Origin of the sequence: Streptomyces plumbidurans, assembly GCF_019857225.1 — a bacterium.
Classification (GTDB): domain Bacteria; phylum Actinomycetota; class Actinomycetes; order Streptomycetales; family Streptomycetaceae; genus Streptomyces; species Streptomyces plumbidurans.
In genome coordinates this window covers 1-22,561 of sequence record NZ_JAFJSY010000054.1, presented here as the reverse complement: position 1 = coordinate 22,561, position 22,561 = coordinate 1, and the positions used below count along the sequence as shown (strand labels likewise).

Here is a 22,561-nt window from a genome sequence, read left to right as displayed (position 1 = left end):
GCCGGTTCATCGCCGAAGGGGGCTGCTGATGACCTCGCCCCCCACCCACGGTCCTCCACCCGGAGACAGAGCCAGCGCTGGACCTGCTGACGGTTCCCCAGCATGGCCCGCCTCCAACTCGGCCGCTCCGCCGTCTACGACCTGCTCCGCACCCGCCAGCTCGCCTCAATCACCCTCGGCCGCTCCCGACGCATCCCCGCCCACGCCCTCACCGACTTCATCCGCACCCGCCAGAACAGGAAGCCGCCGCCTGATGACCGCGCCCCGAGACACCCCCGCCTCCCGGCGTACCCGCGCCAACGGTGACGGAACTGTCTACCAGCGCAAGGACGGCCGCTGGGAAGCCGCCGGGTACGTCCTCGCCCCCGGCAACACCCGCAAGCGCATCCGCGTCTACGGCACCACCCGCAAGGAAGCCCTCGCCAAGCTCACCGAGAAGATAGCCGCCAGCAACCTTGGCCTGCCCGTCGCGGCGGCCGACAACACCGTCAGCGCGTACCTGACGTACTGGCTGAACGGCGTCGCCGTCCACCAGGTGCGGGAGAACACCCACACCCGCTACGCCGCCTGCGTCCGCCTCCATCTCACCCCCGGGCTCGGGGCAAAGAAGCTTGCCCGGCTCACCGCCCGCGACGTCCGCACCTTCCTCGACCGCCTCCGCGTCACCTGCCAGTGCTACACCCAGGGACGCGACACCGACCGGCGCTCCTGCTGCGCCATCGGCCAGTGCTGCAACAAGCGGCTCTCCCCGCTGACCGTGACCTACGTCCACTCGGTCCTCAAGTCCGCCCTGGAACACGCCGTCCGCGAAGACGACCTTCCTCGTAACGTCGCCCGAAATGTCAAGAGCCCGGCACCCCGCCCCCGGCGCTTCAAGCCGTTCACCGCGAGCGAGGCCCGTCAGTTCCTCCACGCGGCCAGCAGCGACCGGCTCCACGCCCTGTACGAACTCGCCCTGCGCACGGGGCTCCGCAAGGGCGAACTTCTCGGGCTGCACTGGGACGACCTCGACCTCAACACGGGAACCGCCGCCATCCACCGTTCCCTCCAGCACACCCGCACCGGCGGACTGACCGTCCTGCAAACCAAGACCCGCGCATCCGAACGTCGCATAGTCCTCCCCACCGAATGCATCGACTCGCTGAAGATTCACCGGGAACAACAGGAGGAAGCACGCCGGGCCGCGGGAATGGACTGGTCGGACAACGGCCTCGTGTTCACCACCCCCACCGGCAGCCCTCTCGAACCCGCCAACCTCACCCGCAGCTTCAGCAGACTCCTCAACCGGGCCGGGCTCCGCCGCATCCGGTTCCACGACCTACGGCACTCGACCGCCACCCTGCTTCTGGAACAGGGCGTCGACCTCGTCGTGATCAAGGAGTTGTTGGGTCACGCCCACATCGGCGTCACCGCCGGCGTCTACGCCCACGTACGCCTCCGCCTCCAACGCCAAGCCATCAACGCCCTCGGCAACGCACTCGATGCGACCGACGACGACCTTGGCGACCCACCCGCCGCAGCCGTCGTCCGCTGACGTTGCCGTCAGCGTTGCCGTCAAACGCCCGAGGGGCCTCGCCAGAATCGACTCTCGCGAGGCCCCTCTATTCCGCTGGAGCGCCAATGGATGACGCTAGAGCTAGGCCGAATCAGCCGCCATGCAAACCTGCCGGATTTGATGCACCACGCGAGCAATCTCACTTCATTCTCGCATTGCGCAACTTCTCGGATGCAGATTTGAGATTGACGAACAGTGCACGCCTTTCAGGCAAAGACGAACCCGCTGCCCGCTGCGCCCTCTCATACACCAGAGAGAAGTCGTGCCACGCCTCGTAAATCGATTTTGTACACTCCCGGAGCAGTGCGGAACATTCAGCTACTTGACGCATAGATAGCTCATGCTTTCCTTCCGCACCAATCCAACTGTTGAACCTGGCGTCCTCGGCGATGAATTCACCAACTAGTTCCACCAGATCGTTGCCGAGCATCTCGCTACTCAACATCAGAAGGACCAGGTTCGTGGCTGGCACTGCTGTTGGACCGGTGATTTCCGCCGGGGTTGGCCATCCCTCGGGCATCTCTTCCAGCCATGCCCACTCTTCAGGTACTGACATCATCTTCCCCTGTCACCCGGCATTGTGTCGCCGGATCAAGTACTTCGTCAGCTCAATGGATGACGACATATCCGGGAGATCTGTGACCCCTCCTGCGCGTAGAACTTCAGCACGGTACGTAACACAACTTCGACTGTCGACGTTGTAGCGCCCAAGATTCCTCCCCAAAGTCACTTCCTGGAAGGCTAGAGCGCCTCCCGGGTTTGGCAATGGAATCCGCACCCTGATCGTAGTGGGCGCGTGCGGCTCCGTGCGAATCGCGGGCACTGCATCCGTACCGGGGACGCCTACTTGTTCGGTATGCAGCGCCTCATCCGCTGTCTCAACCTTCACGGTCGCGTGCTTTTCCACCGGGTCCAAGTAGACCGTGGCCGTTCCTTCTCCGCAATTGTGAACCAGGACCGGAGTGGCTCCCGCCAACACATAGTACGTGTGGAGGTCCCCGACCGTGAGGTCGTAGGTGGTCTGGTGCTGGTGAAAGTTGTGAACCTTCGTCACCGTCACCGTTGTGCCGGTCTCGGTGCGGAGTTTTGTACCGGCGGTGAGGTCGTGGGCGTCGGTCCAGCGGTGGCGCGTTGCGTCCCAGAAGGGGTGGTGCCAAGTGGTGGTGAGGGTGTGGGATGTGGATTCGTCGCTGTGGGTCTTGTGCGGCGGCCCACGTACGGGGACCGTGTCCAATGCCAGAGTCGTGAAGTCCTTGTCCGTCCTGGTGACGATGACACGCTGGACTTTTTCCGGCGCGGTGACGCCCGTCTGCGGGTCCGTGGCCAGGACGGTATCGCCGACCTTGACCTTGCTGATCGGTCTGGAAGAACCGTTGGCCAGGCGTACCGCCGTTCCGGGTATGAAGCTGTGGGCCACGCAGCCAGCGGCGTCTTCAGCCGCGTCGGCCCCAGCGCTCTCCGCCTTGCCCGCCTCCGCAAAAAGGCGTTCAGATGCGACGGCGTCCTCGGCTACCTTCGCTGCCTCTTCCGCGTCCTTGACCGCGGTGTAGGCACGGTCCAGGGAGCGCCAGACCTTGAAAGCTTCTACGCCCACCTTCACGGCCTTGAAGATCTTGCCCCAAGGGACGGCGGTCAGGGCGGTGTTGATGCAGCCCATGACGTCGCCCTTGGTGAAGCAGTTGTAGGCGTCAGTCAGGCCGATGACGTCTGCAACGAGGCTGAGTAGGCGGTGTTTGAAGCCTGATGCCTGCTTCTTGGCAGCGGCGACGGCGGCATCGGCGGTGGCCTTCTGCCGCTCGAGGGCGCGCTCCTGCACCCGGGTGTCGGATGCGCTGGTGCTGATCTCTGCCTTGTACTGCTTGCCGTACGCCTTGGTGTTGTTGACGGTGCTGCCCGAGCCGGCGTAGTCGGTCAGGGCCGGCGCGTGCGGGTTGGTGTCGGTGGGTGTGCGGTTGGGGCAGTTGGGGGTGTCACAGTCGGCTTCCGCACAGCTTCCGGAGGGGTCGGGAGTGGTGACCGGGGTGTCGTCTGCGTAGTCGTAGGCGTTCCAGGACTGCGGCGAACCCGTGTCGAGCAGAGGACCGCGGTCCAGGTTTCGGACGGGTCTCGCGCTTCGCCGAAGGGCTTGTACTGGCGGCGCACCACCTGCTGGGTCTGGGAGTCGATCGCCAGAGTGCCGGTGCCCTGGCGGTCGGGAATCAGGTAGGTGAACTTGCCGTCGGAGGAGTGCGTGGCCACGATCTCGCCGGCGACGGAGATGCAACGGACTCCGTCGGCGCTGGTGGCGTCCTTCTTGCGGGTGATCTCCTACTGGTGTCGTCGGCGGAGCCTGCCGAGGACAGTTCGGAGAGGTTGCTCTCGTCGGCGTAGTGGAGGGTCTCGGTGCTGGCTCGGGTAGTGCGGGTGAGGGCGTTGCCGTCCTCGTCGTAGGTGTAGGCGTTGGTGGTGTTGGACGCGGGGTCGCCCGGTGTCACCTTGTCCACCTGGGCCACGGCGTGGGCCGGTCCCTTGCCCGCGTCGTACGGCGTGTAGGTGGCGGTCGTGTCGTGGGAGGTGTCACCCGACGGGGCGTGGTCCACCTGCTGGGGGCGGGCGCCCGTGGCGTCGTAGCTCCAGCTCTGCCAGTACGGGGGGGGGGGCCGCGCTGACGCGCCATTGATGCGTATGGCTGGGGCCGTGCCGGTGCCGGCACGGCCCCAGCCATACGCGGAGCACTGAAGATTCAGACAAGACAGACGCCGCGCCATGTCCCGTTCGCTCAAATGACCTCCAGCTGGTTCTGCGATCGCAATTTGTCCAGCCCCATGTGCAGCTTGTCCTCGGCCCGGCCTCGTGCACGCCATGCGGCCAGGTGCCGCCCTAAATGGCCGCCTGCGGCAGGGAGTTGGCGCTCGGTGTGGAGAAAGTCGAGCTGTCGATCCCCGGGGGGCCGGACCGTCTCGCAGCTTCACGCTGCCGGCTTTCCATTGCCTTGGTGCCGCGGCGAACGTCAGATCCGAAGCCAGGCTCTTGATGGCTCGTCAACCGACCCCTCAGGCAGGCAGTTCAGTGATGCTGAGGGCGAAGTCCAGGTTCCCCACTCCGTGGTTGGCGAGGCCAACCGTGACCACGCCCGCTCCCTCCAGCCAGTGCGCCATGTTCAGGGCGCCGACGTCCAGTGGGCGCATGCCGAGGGTCTTGATGAATGCCTTCACGTCGGCCTTGGCCTGCGCGTTGTCGCCGGCGATGAAGACGTCGGGCCGTCCCTTCTCCAGGACGTGGCGGAAGATGGTGTTGAACGCCTTCACCACGTGGGCGCCGGCGGGGGCCACCTTGGCGACTCGCTGCGCGATAGAGGTCTCCTCGCTGTGGGCCAGCCCGTCGAACGTGGCATTGAAGGGGTTGCTGATGTCGACGATGGCCTTGCCCGCGAGAGCGTCTCCGTACTGGGTGACGGTCGGCACGACACCGTCGTACAACAGGGCCAGGATGACGATGTCCCCGGCCGGGGCGGTGCCCCACTCCCCCGTTGTGGCGCCGTCGCCGAGAGCCTTGGCCAGGTCGGTGGCCTTGGACTCATCCCGGCCCATGACCTCGACGGTGTTGCCGCCCGCTATCGCCCGCGCGCCGATGGTGCGGGCCATGTTCCCGGTGCCGATGATGCTGATGCTGATGCTGCTCATGAAGTGTCCCTCCTTGGTTGCCAGTTGGGTGTTTCAGATGGCGGTGGTGCCGCCGTCGACGACGAGTTCCTGGCCGTTGAGGTAGCTGGAGTCGTCGGAGGCGAGGAAGAGGGCGGCGGTGGCGATCTCGTCCGGGCGGCCCATCTTTCCGCGGGGGATGAGGGACTCGAACTGCCGCATGGTGTCCTCGTCGAAGAGTTCTTCCTGCTTGGCGGTGGCGACCTGACCCGGCGTCAGGACGTTGACGCGGATGCGGCGGTCCTTGAGCTCGTTGAGCCAGACCCGGGCCCATGCCTGCTGGACGGCCTTGCTGCCGGCGTAGACGCTCCAGCCGGGAAAGGCGCCGAGGGACGCGTTGGAGCCGGTCATGAGGATGGAGCCGCCGTCATTGAAGAGCGGGAGGGCCTTCTGGACGGTGAACAGGGTGCCGCGGGCATTGAGCCCGAACCACGTGTCGAACTGGGCCTCGGTGATCTCGCCGAGCGGGGCGGGCTCGCCGCCGCCGGCGCTGGCCCACAGCACGTCGAGGCTTCCCTTCTCCCGCTTGACGGTGTCGAACAGACGGTCCAGGTCGTCCAGGTCGGCGGCGTCGCCCTGGACGCCGGTGACATTGCGGCCGATCTGCTGTACGGCCTGGTCAAGGGCGTCCTTGCGGCGGCCGGTGATAAAGACGTGCGCCCCCTCCTCGACGAAGAGTTTCGCGCCGGCCAGCGCCATGCCGTCGGTGGCGCCCGTGATGACCGCGACCTTGCCTTCGAGCTTTCCCATGGTCATTTCCTTGAGTCGGTTATGCCGTACGTACCTGGGGCGAGGACGTTAAGTACACCGCCCTGTGTGCTTACGGTACGGGCTGGGCGGCCGACGCGCAAACTATGTACACCGGCCGTTACCCGACTGCGGTACGATCGACCTATGACGGATCTGGAGAAGGGCCCCACGGGTCGGCGCCGCGGCCGCGGCGCCCGCGAGCGCATCCTCAGCGCGTCTCAGCAGCTGTTTCGCGAGCAGGGCATCAACCGCACCGGCATGGACCAGCTGTGCGCGGCCGCACAGGTGTCCAAGCGCACCGCCTACCAGCACTTCACCAACAAGGACGAGCTCGTCGCCGAGTACCTGCGCCGGTTCGACCCTTCCGTCCTGTCCAACGTGTTCGACCGCACCGATCTAGCCCCCCGCGAACGGCTCCTCGCCGCCTTCGACGTTCCCCCCACCACCCCTCTGTGCCCCTACATCGCCGCCAGCGTCGAACTCCACGACCCCCAGCACCCCGCATCCCAGTACGCCCACGACTACAAGAAGGCCGTCGCTGCCCGGCTCGCCGACACCGCCCGCGAGGCCGGCGCCACCGACCCCGAACAGCTCGGCGAGCAGCTCGCACTGCTCATCGACGGCGCCGCCGCCCGCACCCGGGTCCTCAACGCCGACGCCTTCCCCACCGCCGCCGCGATCGCCGCCGTCCTGATCGACAACGCCCTCCCGGACACAGCGGGCGATCACCGGGAACGGGCGGAAGCGTCCAGCTGACCCGGCCCACTGCCCGCGCCGGGCGCGCTGCCACTGGGTACCGCGGTGACACGTCCGGGGCCGCCCCTCCCAAGCGGCCCTGCACTCCGGCAGACGAAGCCCTGATCTTCGTTGCGCGCGCTCGCACTCCATGCTTGGCTCGCCCGATGAACCTTCTGCTGACGTCCAGCGGCCTGCGCAACGAGACCTTGCTCGATGCGCTGCGGGACATGCTGGGAAAGCCGTTCGGATCTGCGAACGTCGTGTACGTGCCCACCGCATCACTCGCCGAGCCCGGCGACCACGGATGGGTCGTGGAACACATGAACAGGCTGCACCGCCTCGGCTGGCGCCAGTTCGACATCCTGGAACTCAACGGCCTGCCGCGCCAGTTGGTGCTCGACCGGCTACTGAACGCCGACGTCGTCTACGTCGAGGGCGGCAACCACTACCATCTCGCCCGCAGCATCACGGGCAACAACCTGGCCGACGGCCTCCTCGAAGCGCTGGAGGAGCGGGTCTATGTGGGTGTCAGCGCCGGATCAATGATCTTCAGCCGTCATCTCACCGCGCACTCCGCCGACGTCATCGGAGACACCCCTGACCTCCATGTGCTCGGCGCGACCACCCTGGAGCCGCCGCTCGGCCTCTTCGACTGGTACCTCAAACCCCACCTCGGCTCGCCGGACTTCCCCGAACGGGACGACGCCTGGGCCGACCGCATCGCCGCCCGCGCCGACTTCCCCATCTACTTCATCGACGACGACACCGCCATCCACATCAAGGACGGCACGCTGAACGTCCTCTCCGAAGGCCGCTGGCGCTTCCACCCCTGACCCCACACGTAGCCGTAGCCCCCGACATACGCCTGCTGGTCGAGAGGAGTTGTTGAGTGGCCCCGTTAGGCGGACCCGTTCTGCGTACCCGGAGGCTGCTGATGGAGCCGATACGCCGGGACGACAGCGAAGACCTCTTCGAAGCTGTGGTGAGTCAGGAAAGCGTCATGCGATGGCTGGCGACCGGCTGAGCGGACAGCCGGTCTGCGGCCGAGGCCATGTGCGACGATCAGGTTGCCCACTCGACCAGACACGGGTATGGCGACTTCGCGGTCAGGGATGCCTCAACACATGCGTTTCTCAGCCAGGTGGGACTGCGAAATCGGCCCCGTTTCGGCGTCGACCTCGGCTTCGCCCTGCACCCACGCGCCCAGGGCCGTGGAATCGCCGGCGAAGCAGGCCGCGCATGCCAGGACCTGGCGTTTCGTCGCCTGTCACTCCCCGCCGTCTACGCATTCGTCCTGCCCGGCAACGAAGCCTCGATCGCGGTCCTACGCCGCCTGGGCGCCCAAGCCGACGGAACGGTCCAGTCCAGTGGCCTGCACTGCCTGCGTTACGTGTTTGGCCCCACCTCCACAACTGCCGCGGAGCGTACGGTCGACGACGGTGGCGCCCACCTCCAACTGGTCCATGCAGCGGGCACTGGTTCTTCCAATGACCAAACCGCACTCAGCCAAGGACCGCCCGACCCCTTCGGGTCCAACGTCCTCGGACTAGTACGAGTCGACAGACAGCACACCCTCGCCCGGACGGTAATCAGCGTGGCAGTCGAACACGCACGAGCAGCCGGCGCCGAGACAGTGATCGTGCCCTGCCACCCCGACCTCGTCCCGCGCGAGTAGGTGGCAGTCGCTCGGCGCTCATCCGTTGAACACCCTGGTCCGGCGCTACGTATCGTCACCATGGGTGGCACTGTGTCGCCCGGTGCACCACCAAGGAAGCGATCGCCGAGGGTGTCAGCGGTGTGCGACAGGCACGGCGCTGAGAGAAAGGGCCGAACAATCAAAGCGAATGCGAGCCGTTCCGTCGACAGCGCCCCCCACTTACCCATCCAAGCGAGGCACGAGAGCAGGAAGCGCGAAGTGCCCGTTCGGCAGCACGTGAAAGGGCTTGATGGTCTTCGGGGCCTGGCGGCAATGTACGTGGTTTTGTTCCATTGCTGGTTGTTGGCCTTTCCTGGTTACCCGCACAGCTCGGCTCCCCCATGGCTCAAAGAGCTGATGTTCGGGCGTATCGCCGTCGTCTTCTTCCTGGTTCTTTCCGGCTTCTCCCTGGCGATGTCCCCAGCACGTAACGGCTGGCAAATCGGTGGCATCAAGGAGTTCCTGCGTCGACGCGCATGGCGCATCCTGCCCCCGTACTGGGCGGCACTGGCGATGAGTTTGCTCATTGCCCGGTTTGTGGTGCAGGCATCACGCTACGGGCCGCCTACCGAAAAAACCCTCCTGGTGTACGGTCTCGTCATCCAGGACATGTTCACCGCGCCGACTCCGAACGGTGCGTTCTGGTCGATCAGCGTAGAAGCGGGGCTCTATCTCGTGTTCCCGCTGCTCCTGTTTGCTCTACGGCGTCTCGGCGCAACGGTCCTGGTTGCCGGCGTGGCGATCGTCGTGGTTGCAGGCGGATCGATGGCAGCGCAGGGGACTCCCGTAGAAGGCAACACTTGGCTTACCCCGCATCTGGCCCCGGTGTTCGTCGCCGGTATGGCGGGTGCGGGAATTGTCGTCGCGGCAGACAGGATTCAGCGCCTGCCTTGGCATTGGTTTGCCGCCGCGGCCGCGCTACCCGTCCTGGTTCTCGTCGCCGCTAAGGGGTCTGTATGGACAGTGAACCACTACTTCTGGGTGGACCTTGCTGTTGCTCCCGCCATGACGATGCTGCTTGCCTCGGTTGCGACAGGAAGGCCGCGACTTCTCATATGGCTGCTGAGCACGCGTTCCATTCACGGCCTCGGCAATATTTCGTACAGCCTTTACCTCATCCATCTGCCGATCGTCATGATCGTCATTCGGCGCATCGCCCCTCACTTCGTTTCGCCGGGGCTGCCTACATTCTGGTTCACGCTCATGGTGACGCTGCCTGTTTCGGTCCTCGGGGCGTGGGTGTTCGCTCAGGTATTTGAACTTCCGTTCAAGCGGAACCGGTCCTGGAAGTCCTTGATCTCATTGGACCGTTCCTGCCGGACCGAGATGCCGGCGAGCAACTGCCGACTGACCGTCGAACGGCAGCCCGGCGCACGCCGACGATGCCAGGGACGTCTTGCGCCGCGAGGATCGGCAGCGCAGGGCGGACACAGCAAGTACCCAGTACGTGACGGGTGTTGCCATGTCGAAGGCCGCGCCACCGCCTACCGGCGGTGATCAGGCGGCGCCGTCAGCCCGTCGCAGCGGCCTTCTGGCCGGACGGGGTGACGGCGTACCACTGATCGTCCTTGCCCTGGCCGTTCATCTGTCCGGCCGCCGTGTCGCCGATGTACCGGTACAGCGGCCAGCCGGCGAGGGTGAGTTGCTTCATGCCGTTGCGGTGGACCGTGCCGATGAGGCCCTTCGCAATCCTCTTGGCCTGTATCGACTGTGTTGAATCCTGCAGTATGACGGGCAGCCAGGTCTTCGTACACGCACCGGAGCATGTCCACTTGGACGGCGTGGCTTGGTCCTTGTCGTAGCGGTAGAGCGTCATCCCCTTGTCGTCGGTGACCACGCTGCCCGTTCCGTTCGCCGCCCTGGCCACCAGCATGGTGGCCGTGGACAGGTCTCCGCTCCCGGACGTCCCGGCGCCGGTCGGCGAGGCGGGGGCCGCGGCATTCGATGTCGCCGTGTCGACCGGGGCAGTACTGCTGGGGCCTGTGCCCGACGCCATGTCGTTCGAGGAGCCACACGCCCCCAAGACAAAGGCGGAGGCAAGCCCCACGACCGAGGCGAGGACAATGCGCTGCGGAATCACCAGATTTCCCTTCGCCGGGAGCGTCGCTCTACTTGCTCCCTTGGTACGTCCGGTGGCTCCAGCCCTCTCAACCACAGGCAACACATGGCGCAGCCTTGACCATTGCCGCGCTCGCCTGCCGGTCGTCCGCCCGCCGCGAGACAAGATCAGGACTTGTCGCCGCGCCCCGGCCCCGCACTCGGCCCCGACCTCGAACCCGGTTCCCGCGAGAGCCACAGGTCCCGGTTGCCGGCGATCAACACGCGCCCGTCCGCGAGAGTGACCGCCGTTGTCGGGGGGTCCTCGCTGCAGCCGAGGCTGCCACGCTTGAAGCCCGTCGGCGTCCCATTGCCGACCCAGACGGAAGCGCACCACACTGTGCGGGAGTCGGGCTTGGACTTGGGGCGCGCGGCGGAGCCGACCAGGACCAGGCGGCCCGCGGAGTCGACGGTCGCGGCCGTGATCTCGCCGGTGCCCATGGCCGATGTGTCCATCCGGGTCCAATGGGTGCCGTCCCGGCTGGTGAGAACCAGCGGGAGGGAATCGTAGAAGGCGCCGGCCTTGGCCCGGCCGCCCACGGCGAACCAGTGGCCCGACGCGTACAGGACGCGGCTCACCTGTGTGCCGGGAGGTGTCCGGGTGACTTCGCCGGACGTCCAGTGCGCGCCGCCGTCCGCGCTGCGCCAGAACGGTATCGTGCCCGAGGAGTGGAAGTCGTAGGCGTTGGTCGCTGCCGCGCCGAAGGCGACGATCTCCTTGCCGTGGACACCGAAGTCGCCTACGGGTGTTGCTGGTTGGCCACCGTTGATCGTCGGCAGCGGCACGCTACGTACGGTGGTGCCCGCGTCGTCGGACGCGAACACGTACGGAGTCTCCACCTGGTTCACGGTCTGGCCGCCACCGATGAGCAGGCGCGAGCCGACCTTCACCGCGGTGTTCACCGAGGCGTCGTCCGCGGTCTCCTGCTCGGGGTGGGTGTTGAACGTCAGCGGCAGCGTGGCGAGCCGGACCTGTTCGCCGTCCGGCGTCCGGCGGGTCAACGCGACTCCGACACCGATCAGCGAACCGTCGCCCCACGGCACCACCACGTCGCCCGGCAGACCGCCACCGAGCCAGCCGGTGCGCATGGAATACGGCACGTCGCTCTCGTCGTCCGCGCCCGGCTTGGGAGTGATCGACAGCTTCGTACAGCCTTTGGAACCAGTCCAGTTGACGTTCACATAGTGGTACCCGTTGGCGAACGTCCCCTCTCCCAGGACGCAGTCGCCCAGCGGCACCAGCTGGCGCAGACCCTCACGGGGCGCCACGTACCCCTTGTCGTGCGGGCCGGTCACCGCTGGGTAGTCCACGGCGCCCGCGTAGCTCTTGAACCCGACCGCTGCCGCGCTCGCACCGTCCGTGCCGGTGTCCCCTGCCTTGATCGTGCCGCAACCGACCAGTGCCAGGGCCGCGCCGGCCACCATGCTCGCGACGACGGCGAGCTTCCCCCCGCGTGATCTCATGCCGTCACGCTACTCAACTCGCACGTCGGCTGCTGGAGGAGGTCGGGTCGTTGCGAGCGACGGTGCGTGCCCTGCGAGCCACGAGTTCAAGCCACCTCCACCCAGCGATGAACCAACCCGCCCGCCCCCGGCGTCACTTTCCGAGACCGCACGTTCTTCGGGGGAGTAAGAATGCTGCGAATTCATTTCGCAAGCGAGGACATCGGGCGCGTCCGCTTCGCCGCTGCGCCGGTGCCTGCCTGGGAGATGCTGCTGAGTCTGCACGCCCTGCGCGGGCGGGCCGACCACGGCGTCTTCGGACCGTGGCGCGACAGAACACGGCGCATGCTGGACCCTTCGGCTGGGCTGTTGCTGCGTCTTGCCCCGCCGAGGGGCTATTCCCCAGACTTCCTGACTCCGGCGGCCGACCACGACATCGATTCCCTCGTGGACACCGTGCAGGGCACTGCTCGCGGCCGGTTGCGCGCGGATCTCGGGCTCCTGGCCGCGCAAGGCGGCCCAGCGGGCTGGATGCGCCCTCTGGCCGACGGTGACACCACGGCCCTGCGGCGCGTGGGCAACGCGATGTTCCGTTACTACCAGCGTGCACTGTCGCCGGTCTGGGACCTCATCCAAACCGTGGTCACGGCCGAGCGTGCAGCCCGGGTGGCCGACCTGATCGACGGTGGTGTGGAGCGGATGCTGAGCAGGCTGCATCCGCAGATCCGCTGGGAGCCGCCAGTGCTGTCGGTGGCGTATCCCGTACGCCGCGAATTGCGCCTCGGCGGGCGTGGGTTACTGCTGGTGCCTTCGTACTTCTGCTGGGCGCGCCCCATCGCGCTGCACGACTCGGGTCTGGATCCCGTGCTGGTCTATCCCGCCAACCGCGGCCTGCAGCGGCTGGTGCCGGCGTCGGACACGGCTGACAGTGGCTCCTTGGCTCAGCTGCTCGGCGCCACACGCGCCGCTGTTCTGCAGGAGATTGGGAGTGCCGAGGGTGTCACCGGCCGAGATCTCGTCCGCCGTCTTCGGATTTCGCCCGCGTCGGTCAGCGAACACGCCTCCGTACTGCGACGGGCCGGCTTCGTCGCCAGCCACCGGACCGCCAACACGGTGTGGCACATGCCGACCCCGCTGGGCCGGACCGTTCTCGAGGGTGGCGCCGGCGGCCGGGCTCAGCGGGCGTAGCAGCCCTGCGCGACCCTGAATCCCGTATCCCCTGCCTGCACCTTGCCAATGTCAAGGCTTCGGTGAGCGACACCCAGGTCTTTCGGCTGAGTCCGAAGCGGCGTGCGCCAGTTGAGCGTGTCGTGCAGGCTGAGTCGCGACCACCACACTCCGACCAGTCGATACGTGTGCGCGGGATGCGGCATGCTTCGCATTCGCGCGGCGTGACCGTACCGACACGTCACAGGGGGAACACCATGCGGGCATCCGCGCGCAGGATCTCGGCACTCGTCACCACCGGACTGTCCCTGGCTGCGCTGGCCACCCTCTCCACCGGCACCGCGCAAGCGGCCAATCCCTGCTGGTGGGGCGACGGCGGCCAGCACATGTACTGCAACAACGTCGTCGGAGCCACGGTGTACGCCGAGCCCAACACGAGCCATCCAGTCGGCACGATGTACTCGAACCCGAGCTGGTTCGAATGCCGCACCGACAGCGGCGCCTACGTCGGCGGCCCGCACCCGTACCGGTGGGAGTACACGGAGGCGGACAACGGGCAGTGGGGATACATGAAGGACACCGACATCTACAGCGAGACGGACCCGCTGACCGAGTACATCGGCAACGGCATCCCGCAACCCTGCTGACGTGCCGCTGCTCCGACCGGCCGACAGGCCATCATCACGACCGGCCACCATCACGACTGACCGAACTGACCGGACACCATCCAACAACGGGGAAGGAACCATCGGCATGGGACTGAAGACGAAGGTGCTCGCCACCGCCGGCGCGGGTGCCATCACCGCAGGTCTGCTCCTGGGCGGGGCGGCGGGGGCCCAAGCGGCGGCCGCCGGGCTGCCGTACGCCGTCACCGCGTACGAGAACGTCAACGTACGCTCGGGACCGTCCACCGCGTACTCCATCACCGGCCACGTGGCGGCCGACGAGGTGCGCGGGGCGTCCTGCTGGAAGCACGGGCAGACGATCAAGGACAACGGCTACACCAACGACGTCTGGGTCCGTCTGGCGGAGGGTTACGTCAGCGCGGTCTACCTCAAGGGGGACCAGTACGGCGGGTTGCCGGCGTCGGCGACCTGCTGACCGCGTCGTAGTCCGTCGGGGAGGGCTGGGGGCCGCACGGCTCCCAGCCCTCCCCCACGTCCCAGCCCTCCCCCACGTCCTCCCCCTCCCCCACGGCCTCCTGCGTCGTTGATGGAGGAGCCGGCGGTCGCCGCCGGGACCCGCCGACTGGACCGGTGGCGACCGCCGCCCCAACTCGGCCTGGTCCGGGTCGAGTTGCCAGAGCGGTTACCCGGATCCGTCAGCCTCAAGCATGCCATCTCGTCGGGGGGCCGGCTGCGGGGGCGGACCTGTTTCGAAGAACCCCCTCCTCCCGGTCCCGCCCGCCGCCCGTATCGCCGCGCGGTCGGCCCAGGCCGACGCTCCTCCCTGGCGGGTCAGTGGTCTTCCTGCTCCACGAGGTCGCCCGTGGGCTGCCCGGCCTCGTGCCGCATGAGCACCTTGAGCAGTTCCGAGACGGTGGCCGGCACATCGGCGGGATGGCGCAGCACTCTGTCCTGGGCGATGCGGTACACGTTCGAGCGGCCTTCCCTGCTATGGGTGAGGTATCCGCCCTGTTCCAGGTCGGCGATGATCTTCTGCACGGCCCGCTCGGTGAGTCGGCAGCGCGCGGCGATGTCGCGGACACGGGTGGTGTGGTCCTCGGCGATGGCCGCCAGGACCCGGGAGTGGTTGGTCAGGAAGGTCCAACCTGCATGCGATTCCGGCACTCGATCCATCGCCCCAGCATAGGGCTTCCGATTCACGCATTCAAAAAGACGAACAATTTTTCATGTGTTTGTTGACGTGAAACGCCGACGGAGTGATGCTGGGGTAGCCGAAAGCCGACCGCGCCGGGAGCGACGATGTGTCCTCACCCGCCCACCCCTCCGGGGGACAGGGCCCGCCCTGCCTGCCCCACCGCAGCCGAGCACTCATCGACATCGATGACGCTGCACGTCGATGCCGCCGGGGACCGGTTCGTGGTGACCGTCCGCGGCGAACTGGACCTGGACAGCGATCCGCTCCTGCAGCAGACGCTCAACAAGGCCCTCGACCGCGCCGCCGGCGGCTTGGAACTGGACCTCGCCGACGTCGGCTTCTGCGACTGCTCCGCCCTCAACGTCCTGCTGGACGTGCGTTCCCGCGCCCGCCTGGCAGGCAAGCAGGTCATCCTGCGCGCCACCAGCCGCGCCGTGCAACGCCTGCTCACCCTCACCGGCACCCTCCCCCTCTTCACCCCGGAGCACGCCGGAGCCGACAACCGCCCGGTCCCCACACAGGCGGCCACGGCCCGGACACCAGCGCTGCCCGCCCCGGCCACACGGCACACACTCTGCGCAGCACACGCGGCGAACTCGGCGCGATCTCATCCGTCGACCGAACCCGCCGAGCCGTCCCACGCCAGCCTCACCCGGGAGAACGCACAACTGCACCGCGCCATGCAGACCCGCGCGCCCATCGACCTGGCCAGAGGCATGCTCATGGCGTCTTTCCACCTCACCCCCGAGCAGGCCTGGCAGGTACTGGTGACCACCTCCCAGCACAGCAACACCAAACTGCACCGGATAGCCGAAGCCCTGCTGCACAGCGCCGACGGTCACACCCCCCTGCCCGAGCCCCTCGCCGCCCACCTGGCCGGCGCCGTACAAACCCACAGCGCTCCGGCCGGACCGAGCAGCCACATCACAAGTCGTCAGACACGCATCTGATCGTGCGTCGGATACAGGGGTCGTGATCAGGGTGGGGTCTGCCGCCTGGAGTCTGCCGCCCCGGGCAGCCGCCCAGGGACGAAGGCCCTCCCCCGCGAACCCGCTGCGATGCACGACAGGCCCGGCGCCGCAAAGGCGCCGGGCCTTCCCTACCTGCATCGCCAGAGCCGCACCGACCCGCACGCCTGGTGCGGGGCCGTCGCCCGCTCGGCCACCCGTAGCGACGCGCCGCCACCCGCTTACGCTGCCGGGGTGAGTTCGGCGCGGCCGAACAGCAGGGCGTAGCCGGAAGGGAGTTGGCGCAGGATACGGGTGATCAGGTCGGGGCCGGCGTAGGCGGCGACGGCGCAGAAGACGGAGCCGGTGTCCCAGCGGGTGGTGGCCAGGGAGGCGCCGGCGCGGGTGGCGAGGTCCTTGACGAAGGCCCAGCCGGTCAGCGGCTGCGTGTCGGGGATCTGCGTGGTCAGCACGCGCGCGGCCTCCACGGGCAGGCAGCGCGCCAGGTCGACGCGTTCGTCGCCGGTCACCTGGCGCCCCAGTCCCGCAAGGACCAGACGGACGGCTTCCTCGGCCCTCTCGCGGGTGGGATAGGCGCCCTCGTAACGGACTTTCTCCAGCATCTGCTCGTAGGCCGTCCCGTACGACTGCCCGTACGACTGCTGGGACGGTGCATGCGGGTCGGTGATCACGGGAGTGGTTGCCTTTCTTGCTGTAGCCGGTGCCCGGGCACCGGGTGAGGAGTGAAGTGATCGGATGGGCTGGGGCAGCCGAAGAGCCGGTTGCGGGGCTGCGGGGAGCTGGGCCGGATCCAGGTACGGCAGGTCCCGACCGCATTCGCCGGCGTGACCGATGAACGCAACCCACCGCACGACCGCCACGACCGCCCCGTCTTCTTCGGGCTGCACACGAGGGTGCGGAGGGCGGGGCGAGGGAGGAGATCCGTTGTCCGCCCTCCGCGCACGTACGGCCGTATCAGCCGGAGATTTCCTTGCGGCCGGAACCGGTGCCGATGGCGATCTTGCGGGGCTTGGCGCGCTCGACGATCGGGATGCGCAGGGTGAGCACGCCCGCTTCGTAGTCGGCCTGGATGCGCTCGGTGTCGAGGGTGTCGGCGAGCACGAGCTGGCGGGAGAAGACGCCCAGCGGCCGCTCGGACAGCTCCATCTTCACGTCGTCGGCCGTCGCCACCGGCCGCCGCTCGGCCTTGACGGTGAGCATGTTCCGCTCGACGTCGATGTCGATCGCGTCCGCGGTGACGCCGGGAAGGTCGAAGGCCACCACGTACGCGTCGCCCTCGCGGTAGGCATCCATCGGCATCGCCGACGGCCTCGACCAGGTGCCCGGACCCATCAGCTGCTGTGCCAGCCGGTCCAGCTCACGGAAGGGGTCAGTGCGCATCAACATCGTGAAAACACCTCCACAAGGTTCGGGCAGTTGCTGCCAATGCGCTCACTGACACCGTTGTAACATGTCATCCAATGGATGACAAACATGATGTCGTCCATGCGACGACAACACGAGGGAGGACCCCATGCCCGCAGCCGACCAGCCGTCCACGACAAGCACCGATGCCCACGCCCCGGCGTCGTTCCTTGCCGCTGCGGCGGCCCTGAACGCCATTGACGATGCCCTGCGCGACGCCCGGCAGGAGTCCAAGAACCTGCCGGACACCCCCGGTCCCGGGCCCGAGCAGGCGCTGGCCTCGCTGATGCTGCTGCGGCAGGTCCGCGAGCAGCTCGCCGGATGGGAAACCGGCCTGATCGAAACCGCACGCGAGGCGGGAGCCAGCTGGGCCGACCTCGCCCGCCCGCTCGGCGTCGCCAGTCGCCAGGCCGCCGAACGCCGCTATCTGCGCGGCCGTCCCGGCCCGGCCGGAACCACCGGCGAACAGCGCGTCCGGGCCACCCGCGATCGCCGCGCCGCCGAACGCACCACCGCCACCTGGGCCCGCCACAACGCAGCCGACCTGCGCCGCATCGCCGGCCAGATCACCGCCCTCACCGACCTGCCCAGCACGGCCCGTGTCCCGCTCACCCGGCTCCACGCAGCCCTGGCCCGCGACGACCCGGCCGAGCTCATCGGCCCCCTCAACGAAGCCCGCCCGCACCTGACCGCCACCCACCCCGACCTCGCCGCACAACTCGACTCCCTCACAGCGCCCTGAAACCGCGCGCGCCGCCCGACAGCACGCAAGAGGAACAGCTCGCGCTGCCCATACCGGTACGTCTTGGTCGTCTCTGTTCGTGGACAGTCCCGCGGCCGTCGCGTGCCCGCGATCTAAAGTGGAGCCTCCTCGCCGGCGGAGGGGCCGGCTTGCTCAGGGAACGGTGTTGATCGATGGTTACCGTCGCGTATCAGGGTGAGTTCGGCTCGAATTCGGCGGCGGCCACGCAGGACCTGTTTCCCGGCAGCACGGAGCTGCCGTGCACGAGTTTCGAGCAGGCACTGGACGCGGTGACGCTCGGCACCGCCGATCTGGCGGTGATTCCGGTTGACAACACCGCCGCCGGCCGGGTGGCGGACGTACACCATCTGCTGCCGGAGTCGGGCCTGTTCGTCATCGGCGAGTACTTCCTCGCCATCCACTTCGACCTCATGGCCGTACCGGGGGCGTCGCAGGCCGATGTCGAGTGCGTACGCAGCCATGTGCACGCACTGGGACAGTGCCGCAAGGTCCTGCGGGAGGGCGGCTGGCGCACGCTCGTTTCCGACGACACCGCCGGTGCCGCCCGCGAGGTGGCGGAGCTGGGCGACGTACGGCACGCGGCGCTCGCTCCACCCGCCGCGGCCCGGCAATACGGGCTGACCGTGCTGCGCTCGGGCGTCGAGGACGATCCCGACAACACCACACGCTTCGTGGTGCTGTCCCGCGAGGCCGATTTCGCGCCGGTCACGAACGCACCGACGATGACGAGTCTCTTCTTCGCCGTACGCAACATTCCCAGCGCTCTGTACAAGGCCCTGGGCGGTTTCGCGAGCAGTGCGGTGAACCTCACGAAGATCGAGAGCTATCAGTTGGGCGCCGGGTTCAACCCGAGTTGTTTCTACGTGGAGATCGAAGGGCATCCGGATCAGCCTCATGTGGCCCTCGCCCTACAGGAGTTGCGCTTCTTCTCCAGCGAGGTGCGGATCCTGGGCGTGTACCCGGCGCATCCGCACCGCATGAGGGAGCGGGTCGAGTCATGAGGGTACGCATCGGCTGAGCGCGGCGAGGCGCGTGCCGCGGCACGCGCGGGAGCACCGCCCTGGTGATCGGCAACCCGCCCTACGTGCTGCCGCGCCCGGCGCCCGACTTCGCCTTCGGCGCCCACCCCACCGGTTTCGTCGAACGCCGGCTGGCCACCCGCGTCCTGGACGCCTGACGGCAGCAGCACAGTGCCCTGCGCGTCCCATTGCGCCAGCAAGGACGAAGGAGGCGAGCACACATGACCGAGGACCCCACCCGCAAGCATCCCCGCCCCGAATTCCCCGCCCAGGACCAGCAACACCCGGGCTGGACCGGACCCATGGACCCTCCGCCGGATCACGGCGAGGACTCCTACGAAGGCAGTGGCCTCCTCAAGGACCGCAAGACGGTGGTGACCGGCGGTGACTCCGGCATCGGCCGGGCCGTCGCGCTCGCCTACGCCCGCGAGGGCGCCGACGTGCTGTTCAGCCACCTGCCGGACGAGGACAAGGACGCGGAGGAGACGATCGCCCTCGTCGAGGCCGCAGGGCGCAGGGCGGTCGCCGTGCCCTGCGACATCCGCACGGAGGACGCGTGCCGGCAACTGGTCGAACGCGCCGTCGACGAGTTCGGACGCATCGACGTCCTCGTCAACAACGCCGCCTATCAGATGTCGCAGCCGGACGGCATCCAGGCCATCTCCACAGAGCAGTTCGACCGTGTCGTACGCACGAACCTGTACGGCATGTTCTGGCTGTGCAAGATGGCTTTGCCGCACATTCCCGCAGGCGGCTCCATCATCAACTCCACGTCCGTGCAGGCCTACAAGCCCAGCCCGCACCTGCTGGACTACGCGATGACCAAGGGCGCCATCGTGACCTTCACACAGGGGCTCGCGCAGATGGTGGCCGGTGACGGCGTGCGCGTCAACGCCGTGGCGCCCGGGCCGGTATGGACGCCGTTGATCCCGGCGACGTTGCCCGACACGGCCGAGTTCGGAAAGCAGTCCCCGCTCGGGCGGCCTGCTCAGCCCGCCGAGATGGCACCCGCCTACGTCTTCCTCGCCTCGCCACGGGCGAGCTTCATCACGGCGGAGATCCTCAACGCCACCGGCGGCACCCCCCTGCCATGACGAGGGACACAGGCCGGCGGCGGTACCGGGCTCGATCGAGGGGTACCCGCCCCGCCTGCCCGTGATCAGCACGACGAGCGCTGGCAGGGCCCGTTGATATCCGAAGGAGGCGTTTCCATGAGCACAGTGAAGGAAGCGGTCGAGGTGGCAGTGCCCGTCCGTACCGCCTACAACCAGTGGACGCAGTTCGCGGAGTTCCCCAACTTCATGGACGGCGTCGAAGAGGTGACTCAGCTCGACGACACCCATGACCACTGGACCACCAAGATCGGCGGCGTGCGCCGCGAGTTCGACACCGAGATCGTGGACCAGCTCGCGGACGATAGGATCGCCTGGCGCACGGTCGGCGGCGACACCAAACAAATGGGCATGGTCCGCTTCCAGAGCCTGGACGACCTCCACACACGCGTGGAGCTCGTCATGGACGTCGAGTCGAGCGGACCAGCGGAAAAGGCCGCCGACATGCTCGGCATGCTGGACCGCCGGGTCAAGGGCGACATGCGGCGCTTCAAGGAGTTCATCGAATCGTGCGGCGACGAGTCCGGCTCGTGGCGCGGCCGCGTCACTCCGGGATGAGAACCCATCAGTGACGACGTGCGAATGCTCCCCACGGCTAAGACGCCACGCGTGTCACGGAGGGCGGCGGGTGGCGGCGCTGACCTCCCCAGGTACGCCGCCGCCACCCGCCGGCGTGGTGCATGTACCCAGGGGTCTGCTCCCTAGGCACTCGGAAGCGGCCGGCCGGCTGGTCGGTTGCCTTACAGCCTCACGGCCATCCTGGAGCGGAGCCGTCAGCGTAGGCTCCAACGTCTTGGCCTATGGGCCGGCCCCTGAGGTTCGTAACACGATCTTGCTGAGGCGCCCTGGTCCGGCAGGACCGACAGCGACCCGGCTTGGCAGCGCTTCCCGCTACAACGCACGCCACTCACCCAGGGGACTGGCCACCCAAACCCGGGTGAAGTCGTGAAGCAGACCCCACGCCCGATCGACATCCAGGACAAAGTCACCCGTGAACGCGGCGAGGTCGTTCATGATCGGAACTTCGACCTCGGCACTCGAGGACACGGTGCCGTCGCCTACGAGCAGAGACATCCGCTCGGTGTCGCTCATCAGATGGACGACCGCGTGATCATCTCGGAAGGCCAGGCTCAGCACAGGGAACTCGCTGGTCGGCGATCGAACCTCAACGTACCCCTGACCAACGGCACGCAGGTCATTGAAGCGGTCCGACAGATCCTTGAGCTCTGAACGCCTCTCCACCGGATGGAACAGCCCCGACTCCAGTGACGTCGCCGCCCACATCACGCTCATCCAGCACCTCTTCCCCGAACGTCCCTCTCACTCAGCTCAGACAACTGCTTCTGCAAAGGCACCGGTTCAGCCACGGCAGGCGAGGTACGATCGGCAATCTCGTAGCTGTCCGGTGTGAAAGTCCACTGCTGCAGAGTTCGCCGCAACTCGGACTCGGTCAACCACGTGTGCCAGGCCACCTCATCCGAGTCGGGGGCGACGATCTCCGGGAGTACGGCATCACACACCGCAAGCCAATGAGGGCTGAGCCCACCCCGGTTGAGGAACTTGAACCGAAACCGAACGGCCGCGTGCGTTCCCAGCTCCTCGCTGAGCTCGCGAGCAGCTGCCTCCTCGTAGCTCTCGCCGACTACGGCGGCGCCCCCGATTCCGAGTTCGTAGTGCCCTGGGAAACGAGACAGCTGCTCGGCACGCCGATGGACGAGAAAGCGGCCTTGCCCATCACGGCACACCACTACGGCAACTCGGTGCAGCCAGCCCTCCCGGACGGCTTCCCTTCGACTGATCACCCCCAGCACACGGTCCTGAACGTCGACGCGTTCCACGAGTTCATCCACGACCCACACGATCGCAGAAGCCACTGACACCGGCCCGTTCGGTCTGTTCGCCACGCAGATCAGCACGCAAACCGGCACGCAGATCGGCACTCAGGTCGGCACCGACAGCGGCGGGAGTGACGCCGCGAGCGGCAACAGCTACTTGTCCTCAACCTGCCCAAGTGGATTCCCACTTGCCGCCAATGCGTTCCGCGCCGTCTCCCACGCCGAGTCGCCGGGATGGAGGGCCGTGCGGAGGTAGGCGCAGGTGAGGTGCTGGACCGCAGCCACTCGTTCGGGGCTTTCGTCTGTTGTTTCGGCGACGTCGTAGCCAGAGACCCCGCCCAGCCCGTGCTCCGCATCGAAAAGAGTGAGCAGCGTCTTGGGCGAGGGGGCCAGGTGGTAAGGGTCGGCGTGCCAATCGGGGCCGCGAACTGTGAGGTGAGGGGAGGCGTCCTTGTCGCCGGCGACGACGAGGGCTGTCGGCGTACAAGCGAACGTGCACCACCTCGTACGGAT

General features: G+C 67.5%; 23 protein-coding genes and 3 pseudogenes. 14 read left to right on the top strand and 12 right to left on the bottom strand.

All coding sequences use genetic code 11. From position 1 onward, the window contains the following. Positions 1-77 precede the first annotated feature (77 nt). Together JYK17_RS28650 and JYK17_RS28645 are read left to right on the top strand one after the other, a co-directional pair. Positions 78-254: pseudogene (locus JYK17_RS28650) on the top strand (helix-turn-helix domain-containing protein). After that, on the top strand, positions 254-1,534 hold the full coding sequence (locus tag JYK17_RS28645; RefSeq protein ID WP_108012582.1) for a tyrosine-type recombinase/integrase: 1,281 nt from the start codon (positions 254-256) through the stop codon (positions 1,532-1,534). Before JYK17_RS28650 ends, JYK17_RS28645 begins: the two are co-directional and overlap by 1 nt. A gap of 160 nt (positions 1,535-1,694) precedes the next feature. Here the strand turns inward: JYK17_RS28645 and JYK17_RS28640 are convergent, their stop codons facing one another. The 4 genes from JYK17_RS28640 to JYK17_RS28625 all read right to left on the bottom strand — a co-directional run bounded on the left by JYK17_RS28640 (position 1,695) and on the right by JYK17_RS28625 (position 5,985). Continuing rightward, complete coding sequence (locus tag JYK17_RS28640; RefSeq protein ID WP_128804271.1) at positions 1,695-2,114, bottom strand: hypothetical protein; 420 nt, start codon at positions 2,112-2,114, stop codon at positions 1,695-1,697. A gap of 9 nt (positions 2,115-2,123) precedes the next feature. Further along, on the bottom strand, positions 2,124-3,371 hold the full coding sequence (locus JYK17_RS40745; protein ID WP_234547267.1) for a polymorphic toxin-type HINT domain-containing protein: 1,248 nt from the start codon (positions 3,369-3,371) through the stop codon (positions 2,124-2,126). A gap of 1,216 nt (positions 3,372-4,587) precedes the next feature. Further along, positions 4,588-5,241, bottom strand: coding sequence for an NADPH-dependent F420 reductase (locus tag JYK17_RS28630; RefSeq protein WP_261996259.1), 654 nt, complete (start codon positions 5,239-5,241; stop codon positions 4,588-4,590). A 9-nt stretch (positions 5,242-5,250) separates the two neighbouring features. Further along, complete coding sequence (locus tag JYK17_RS28625; protein WP_108012580.1) at positions 5,251-5,985, bottom strand: SDR family NAD(P)-dependent oxidoreductase; 735 nt, start codon at positions 5,983-5,985, stop codon at positions 5,251-5,253. Between the two features lie 144 nt (positions 5,986-6,129). Here JYK17_RS28625 and JYK17_RS28620 point away from each other — a divergent pair, with 144 nt between their 5' ends. The 4 genes and pseudogenes from JYK17_RS28620 (at position 6,130) to JYK17_RS28605 (ending at position 9,916) form a co-directional block, all read left to right on the top strand. Further along, the gene (locus tag JYK17_RS28620) at positions 6,130-6,741 is read left to right on the top strand and encodes a TetR/AcrR family transcriptional regulator (RefSeq protein WP_222811494.1); all 612 of its coding nucleotides are present in this window, start codon (positions 6,130-6,132) and stop codon (positions 6,739-6,741) included. A gap of 146 nt (positions 6,742-6,887) precedes the next feature. Next, positions 6,888-7,556: a Type 1 glutamine amidotransferase-like domain-containing protein gene (locus tag JYK17_RS28615; protein ID WP_108012578.1), complete on the top strand. Its 669-nt coding sequence runs from the start codon at positions 6,888-6,890 to the stop codon at positions 7,554-7,556. 212 nt (positions 7,557-7,768) lie between these two features. Beyond that, a pseudogene (locus JYK17_RS41275) lies at positions 7,769-8,398 on the top strand (GNAT family N-acetyltransferase); the annotation flags it as partial. Positions 8,399-8,638: 240 nt separating this feature from the next. Further along, positions 8,639-9,916, top strand: a complete 1,278-nt coding sequence (locus tag JYK17_RS28605; RefSeq protein ID WP_234547268.1) for an acyltransferase family protein — start codon at positions 8,639-8,641, stop codon at positions 9,914-9,916. A gap of 13 nt (positions 9,917-9,929) precedes the next feature. On the opposite strand, the gene JYK17_RS28600 is transcribed toward JYK17_RS28605, so the two are convergent. Together JYK17_RS28600 and JYK17_RS28595 are read right to left on the bottom strand one after the other, a co-directional pair. After that, the gene (locus JYK17_RS28600) at positions 9,930-10,415 is read right to left on the bottom strand and encodes a hypothetical protein (RefSeq protein WP_222811492.1); all 486 of its coding nucleotides are present in this window, start codon (positions 10,413-10,415) and stop codon (positions 9,930-9,932) included. 230 nt (positions 10,416-10,645) lie between these two features. Further along, positions 10,646-11,980 (bottom strand): beta propeller repeat protein, encoded by a 1,335-nt coding sequence (locus tag JYK17_RS28595; protein WP_222811491.1) that lies wholly within the window; start codon positions 11,978-11,980, stop codon positions 10,646-10,648. A 171-nt stretch (positions 11,981-12,151) separates the two neighbouring features. Between JYK17_RS28595 and JYK17_RS28590 the strand changes: the two genes are divergently transcribed. From JYK17_RS28590 to JYK17_RS28580, 3 genes are all read left to right on the top strand, one after another. Beyond that, positions 12,152-13,147, top strand: coding sequence for a winged helix-turn-helix domain-containing protein (locus tag JYK17_RS28590; protein WP_108012573.1), 996 nt, complete (start codon positions 12,152-12,154; stop codon positions 13,145-13,147). 236 nt (positions 13,148-13,383) lie between these two features. After that, positions 13,384-13,773: a hypothetical protein gene (locus JYK17_RS28585; protein ID WP_108012572.1), complete on the top strand. Its 390-nt coding sequence runs from the start codon at positions 13,384-13,386 to the stop codon at positions 13,771-13,773. Positions 13,774-13,879: 106 nt separating this feature from the next. Further along, positions 13,880-14,227, top strand: a complete 348-nt coding sequence (locus JYK17_RS28580) for an SH3 domain-containing protein (protein WP_234547269.1) — start codon at positions 13,880-13,882, stop codon at positions 14,225-14,227. 356 nt (positions 14,228-14,583) lie between these two features. Here the strand turns inward: JYK17_RS28580 and JYK17_RS28575 are convergent, their stop codons facing one another. Beyond that, a complete protein-coding gene (locus tag JYK17_RS28575) occupies positions 14,584-14,925 on the bottom strand; it encodes a MarR family transcriptional regulator (RefSeq protein ID WP_108012571.1) in 342 nt (113 codons plus the stop codon). Positions 14,926-15,132: 207 nt separating this feature from the next. Here JYK17_RS28575 and JYK17_RS28570 point away from each other — a divergent pair, with 207 nt between their 5' ends. Then, entirely contained in the window at positions 15,133-15,897 is a 765-nt protein-coding gene (locus tag JYK17_RS28570) for an anti-sigma factor antagonist (protein WP_108012570.1), read from the top strand. Between the two features lie 239 nt (positions 15,898-16,136). Here the strand turns inward: JYK17_RS28570 and JYK17_RS28565 are convergent, their stop codons facing one another. Next, positions 16,137-16,586 (bottom strand): DUF2267 domain-containing protein, encoded by a 450-nt coding sequence (locus tag JYK17_RS28565; protein ID WP_108012569.1) that lies wholly within the window; start codon positions 16,584-16,586, stop codon positions 16,137-16,139. 283 nt (positions 16,587-16,869) lie between these two features. Beyond that, complete coding sequence (locus tag JYK17_RS28560) at positions 16,870-17,301, bottom strand: Hsp20/alpha crystallin family protein (protein ID WP_108012568.1); 432 nt, start codon at positions 17,299-17,301, stop codon at positions 16,870-16,872. 127 nt (positions 17,302-17,428) lie between these two features. Here JYK17_RS28560 and JYK17_RS28555 point away from each other — a divergent pair, with 127 nt between their 5' ends. The 4 genes from JYK17_RS28555 to JYK17_RS28540 all read left to right on the top strand — a co-directional run bounded on the left by JYK17_RS28555 (position 17,429) and on the right by JYK17_RS28540 (position 20,771). Further along, the gene (locus tag JYK17_RS28555) at positions 17,429-18,061 is read left to right on the top strand and encodes a type III effector protein (protein WP_108012567.1); all 633 of its coding nucleotides are present in this window, start codon (positions 17,429-17,431) and stop codon (positions 18,059-18,061) included. 173 nt (positions 18,062-18,234) lie between these two features. Then, a complete protein-coding gene (locus tag JYK17_RS28550; RefSeq protein ID WP_108012566.1) occupies positions 18,235-19,083 on the top strand; it encodes a prephenate dehydratase in 849 nt (282 codons plus the stop codon). 239 nt (positions 19,084-19,322) lie between these two features. After that, positions 19,323-20,195: an SDR family oxidoreductase gene (locus JYK17_RS28545; protein WP_108012565.1), complete on the top strand. Its 873-nt coding sequence runs from the start codon at positions 19,323-19,325 to the stop codon at positions 20,193-20,195. A 117-nt stretch (positions 20,196-20,312) separates the two neighbouring features. Then, positions 20,313-20,771 carry an SRPBCC family protein gene (locus JYK17_RS28540; RefSeq protein WP_108012564.1) on the top strand — a complete coding sequence of 153 codons (459 nt, stop codon included), beginning with the start codon at positions 20,313-20,315 and terminating at the stop codon, positions 20,769-20,771. A 333-nt stretch (positions 20,772-21,104) separates the two neighbouring features. Here JYK17_RS28540 and JYK17_RS28535 read toward each other — a convergent pair whose 3' ends face one another. From JYK17_RS28535 to JYK17_RS28525, 3 genes and pseudogenes are all read right to left on the bottom strand, one after another. Beyond that, positions 21,105-21,506 carry a hypothetical protein gene (locus tag JYK17_RS28535; protein WP_108012563.1) on the bottom strand — a complete coding sequence of 134 codons (402 nt, stop codon included), beginning with the start codon at positions 21,504-21,506 and terminating at the stop codon, positions 21,105-21,107. Further along, a complete protein-coding gene (locus JYK17_RS28530; RefSeq protein ID WP_234547270.1) occupies positions 21,503-22,063 on the bottom strand; it encodes an NUDIX domain-containing protein in 561 nt (186 codons plus the stop codon). Before JYK17_RS28530 ends, JYK17_RS28535 begins: the two co-directional genes overlap by 4 nt. Positions 22,064-22,201: 138 nt before the next feature. Beyond that, positions 22,202-22,561, bottom strand: a pseudogene (locus tag JYK17_RS28525) (chlorophyllase); the annotation flags it as partial.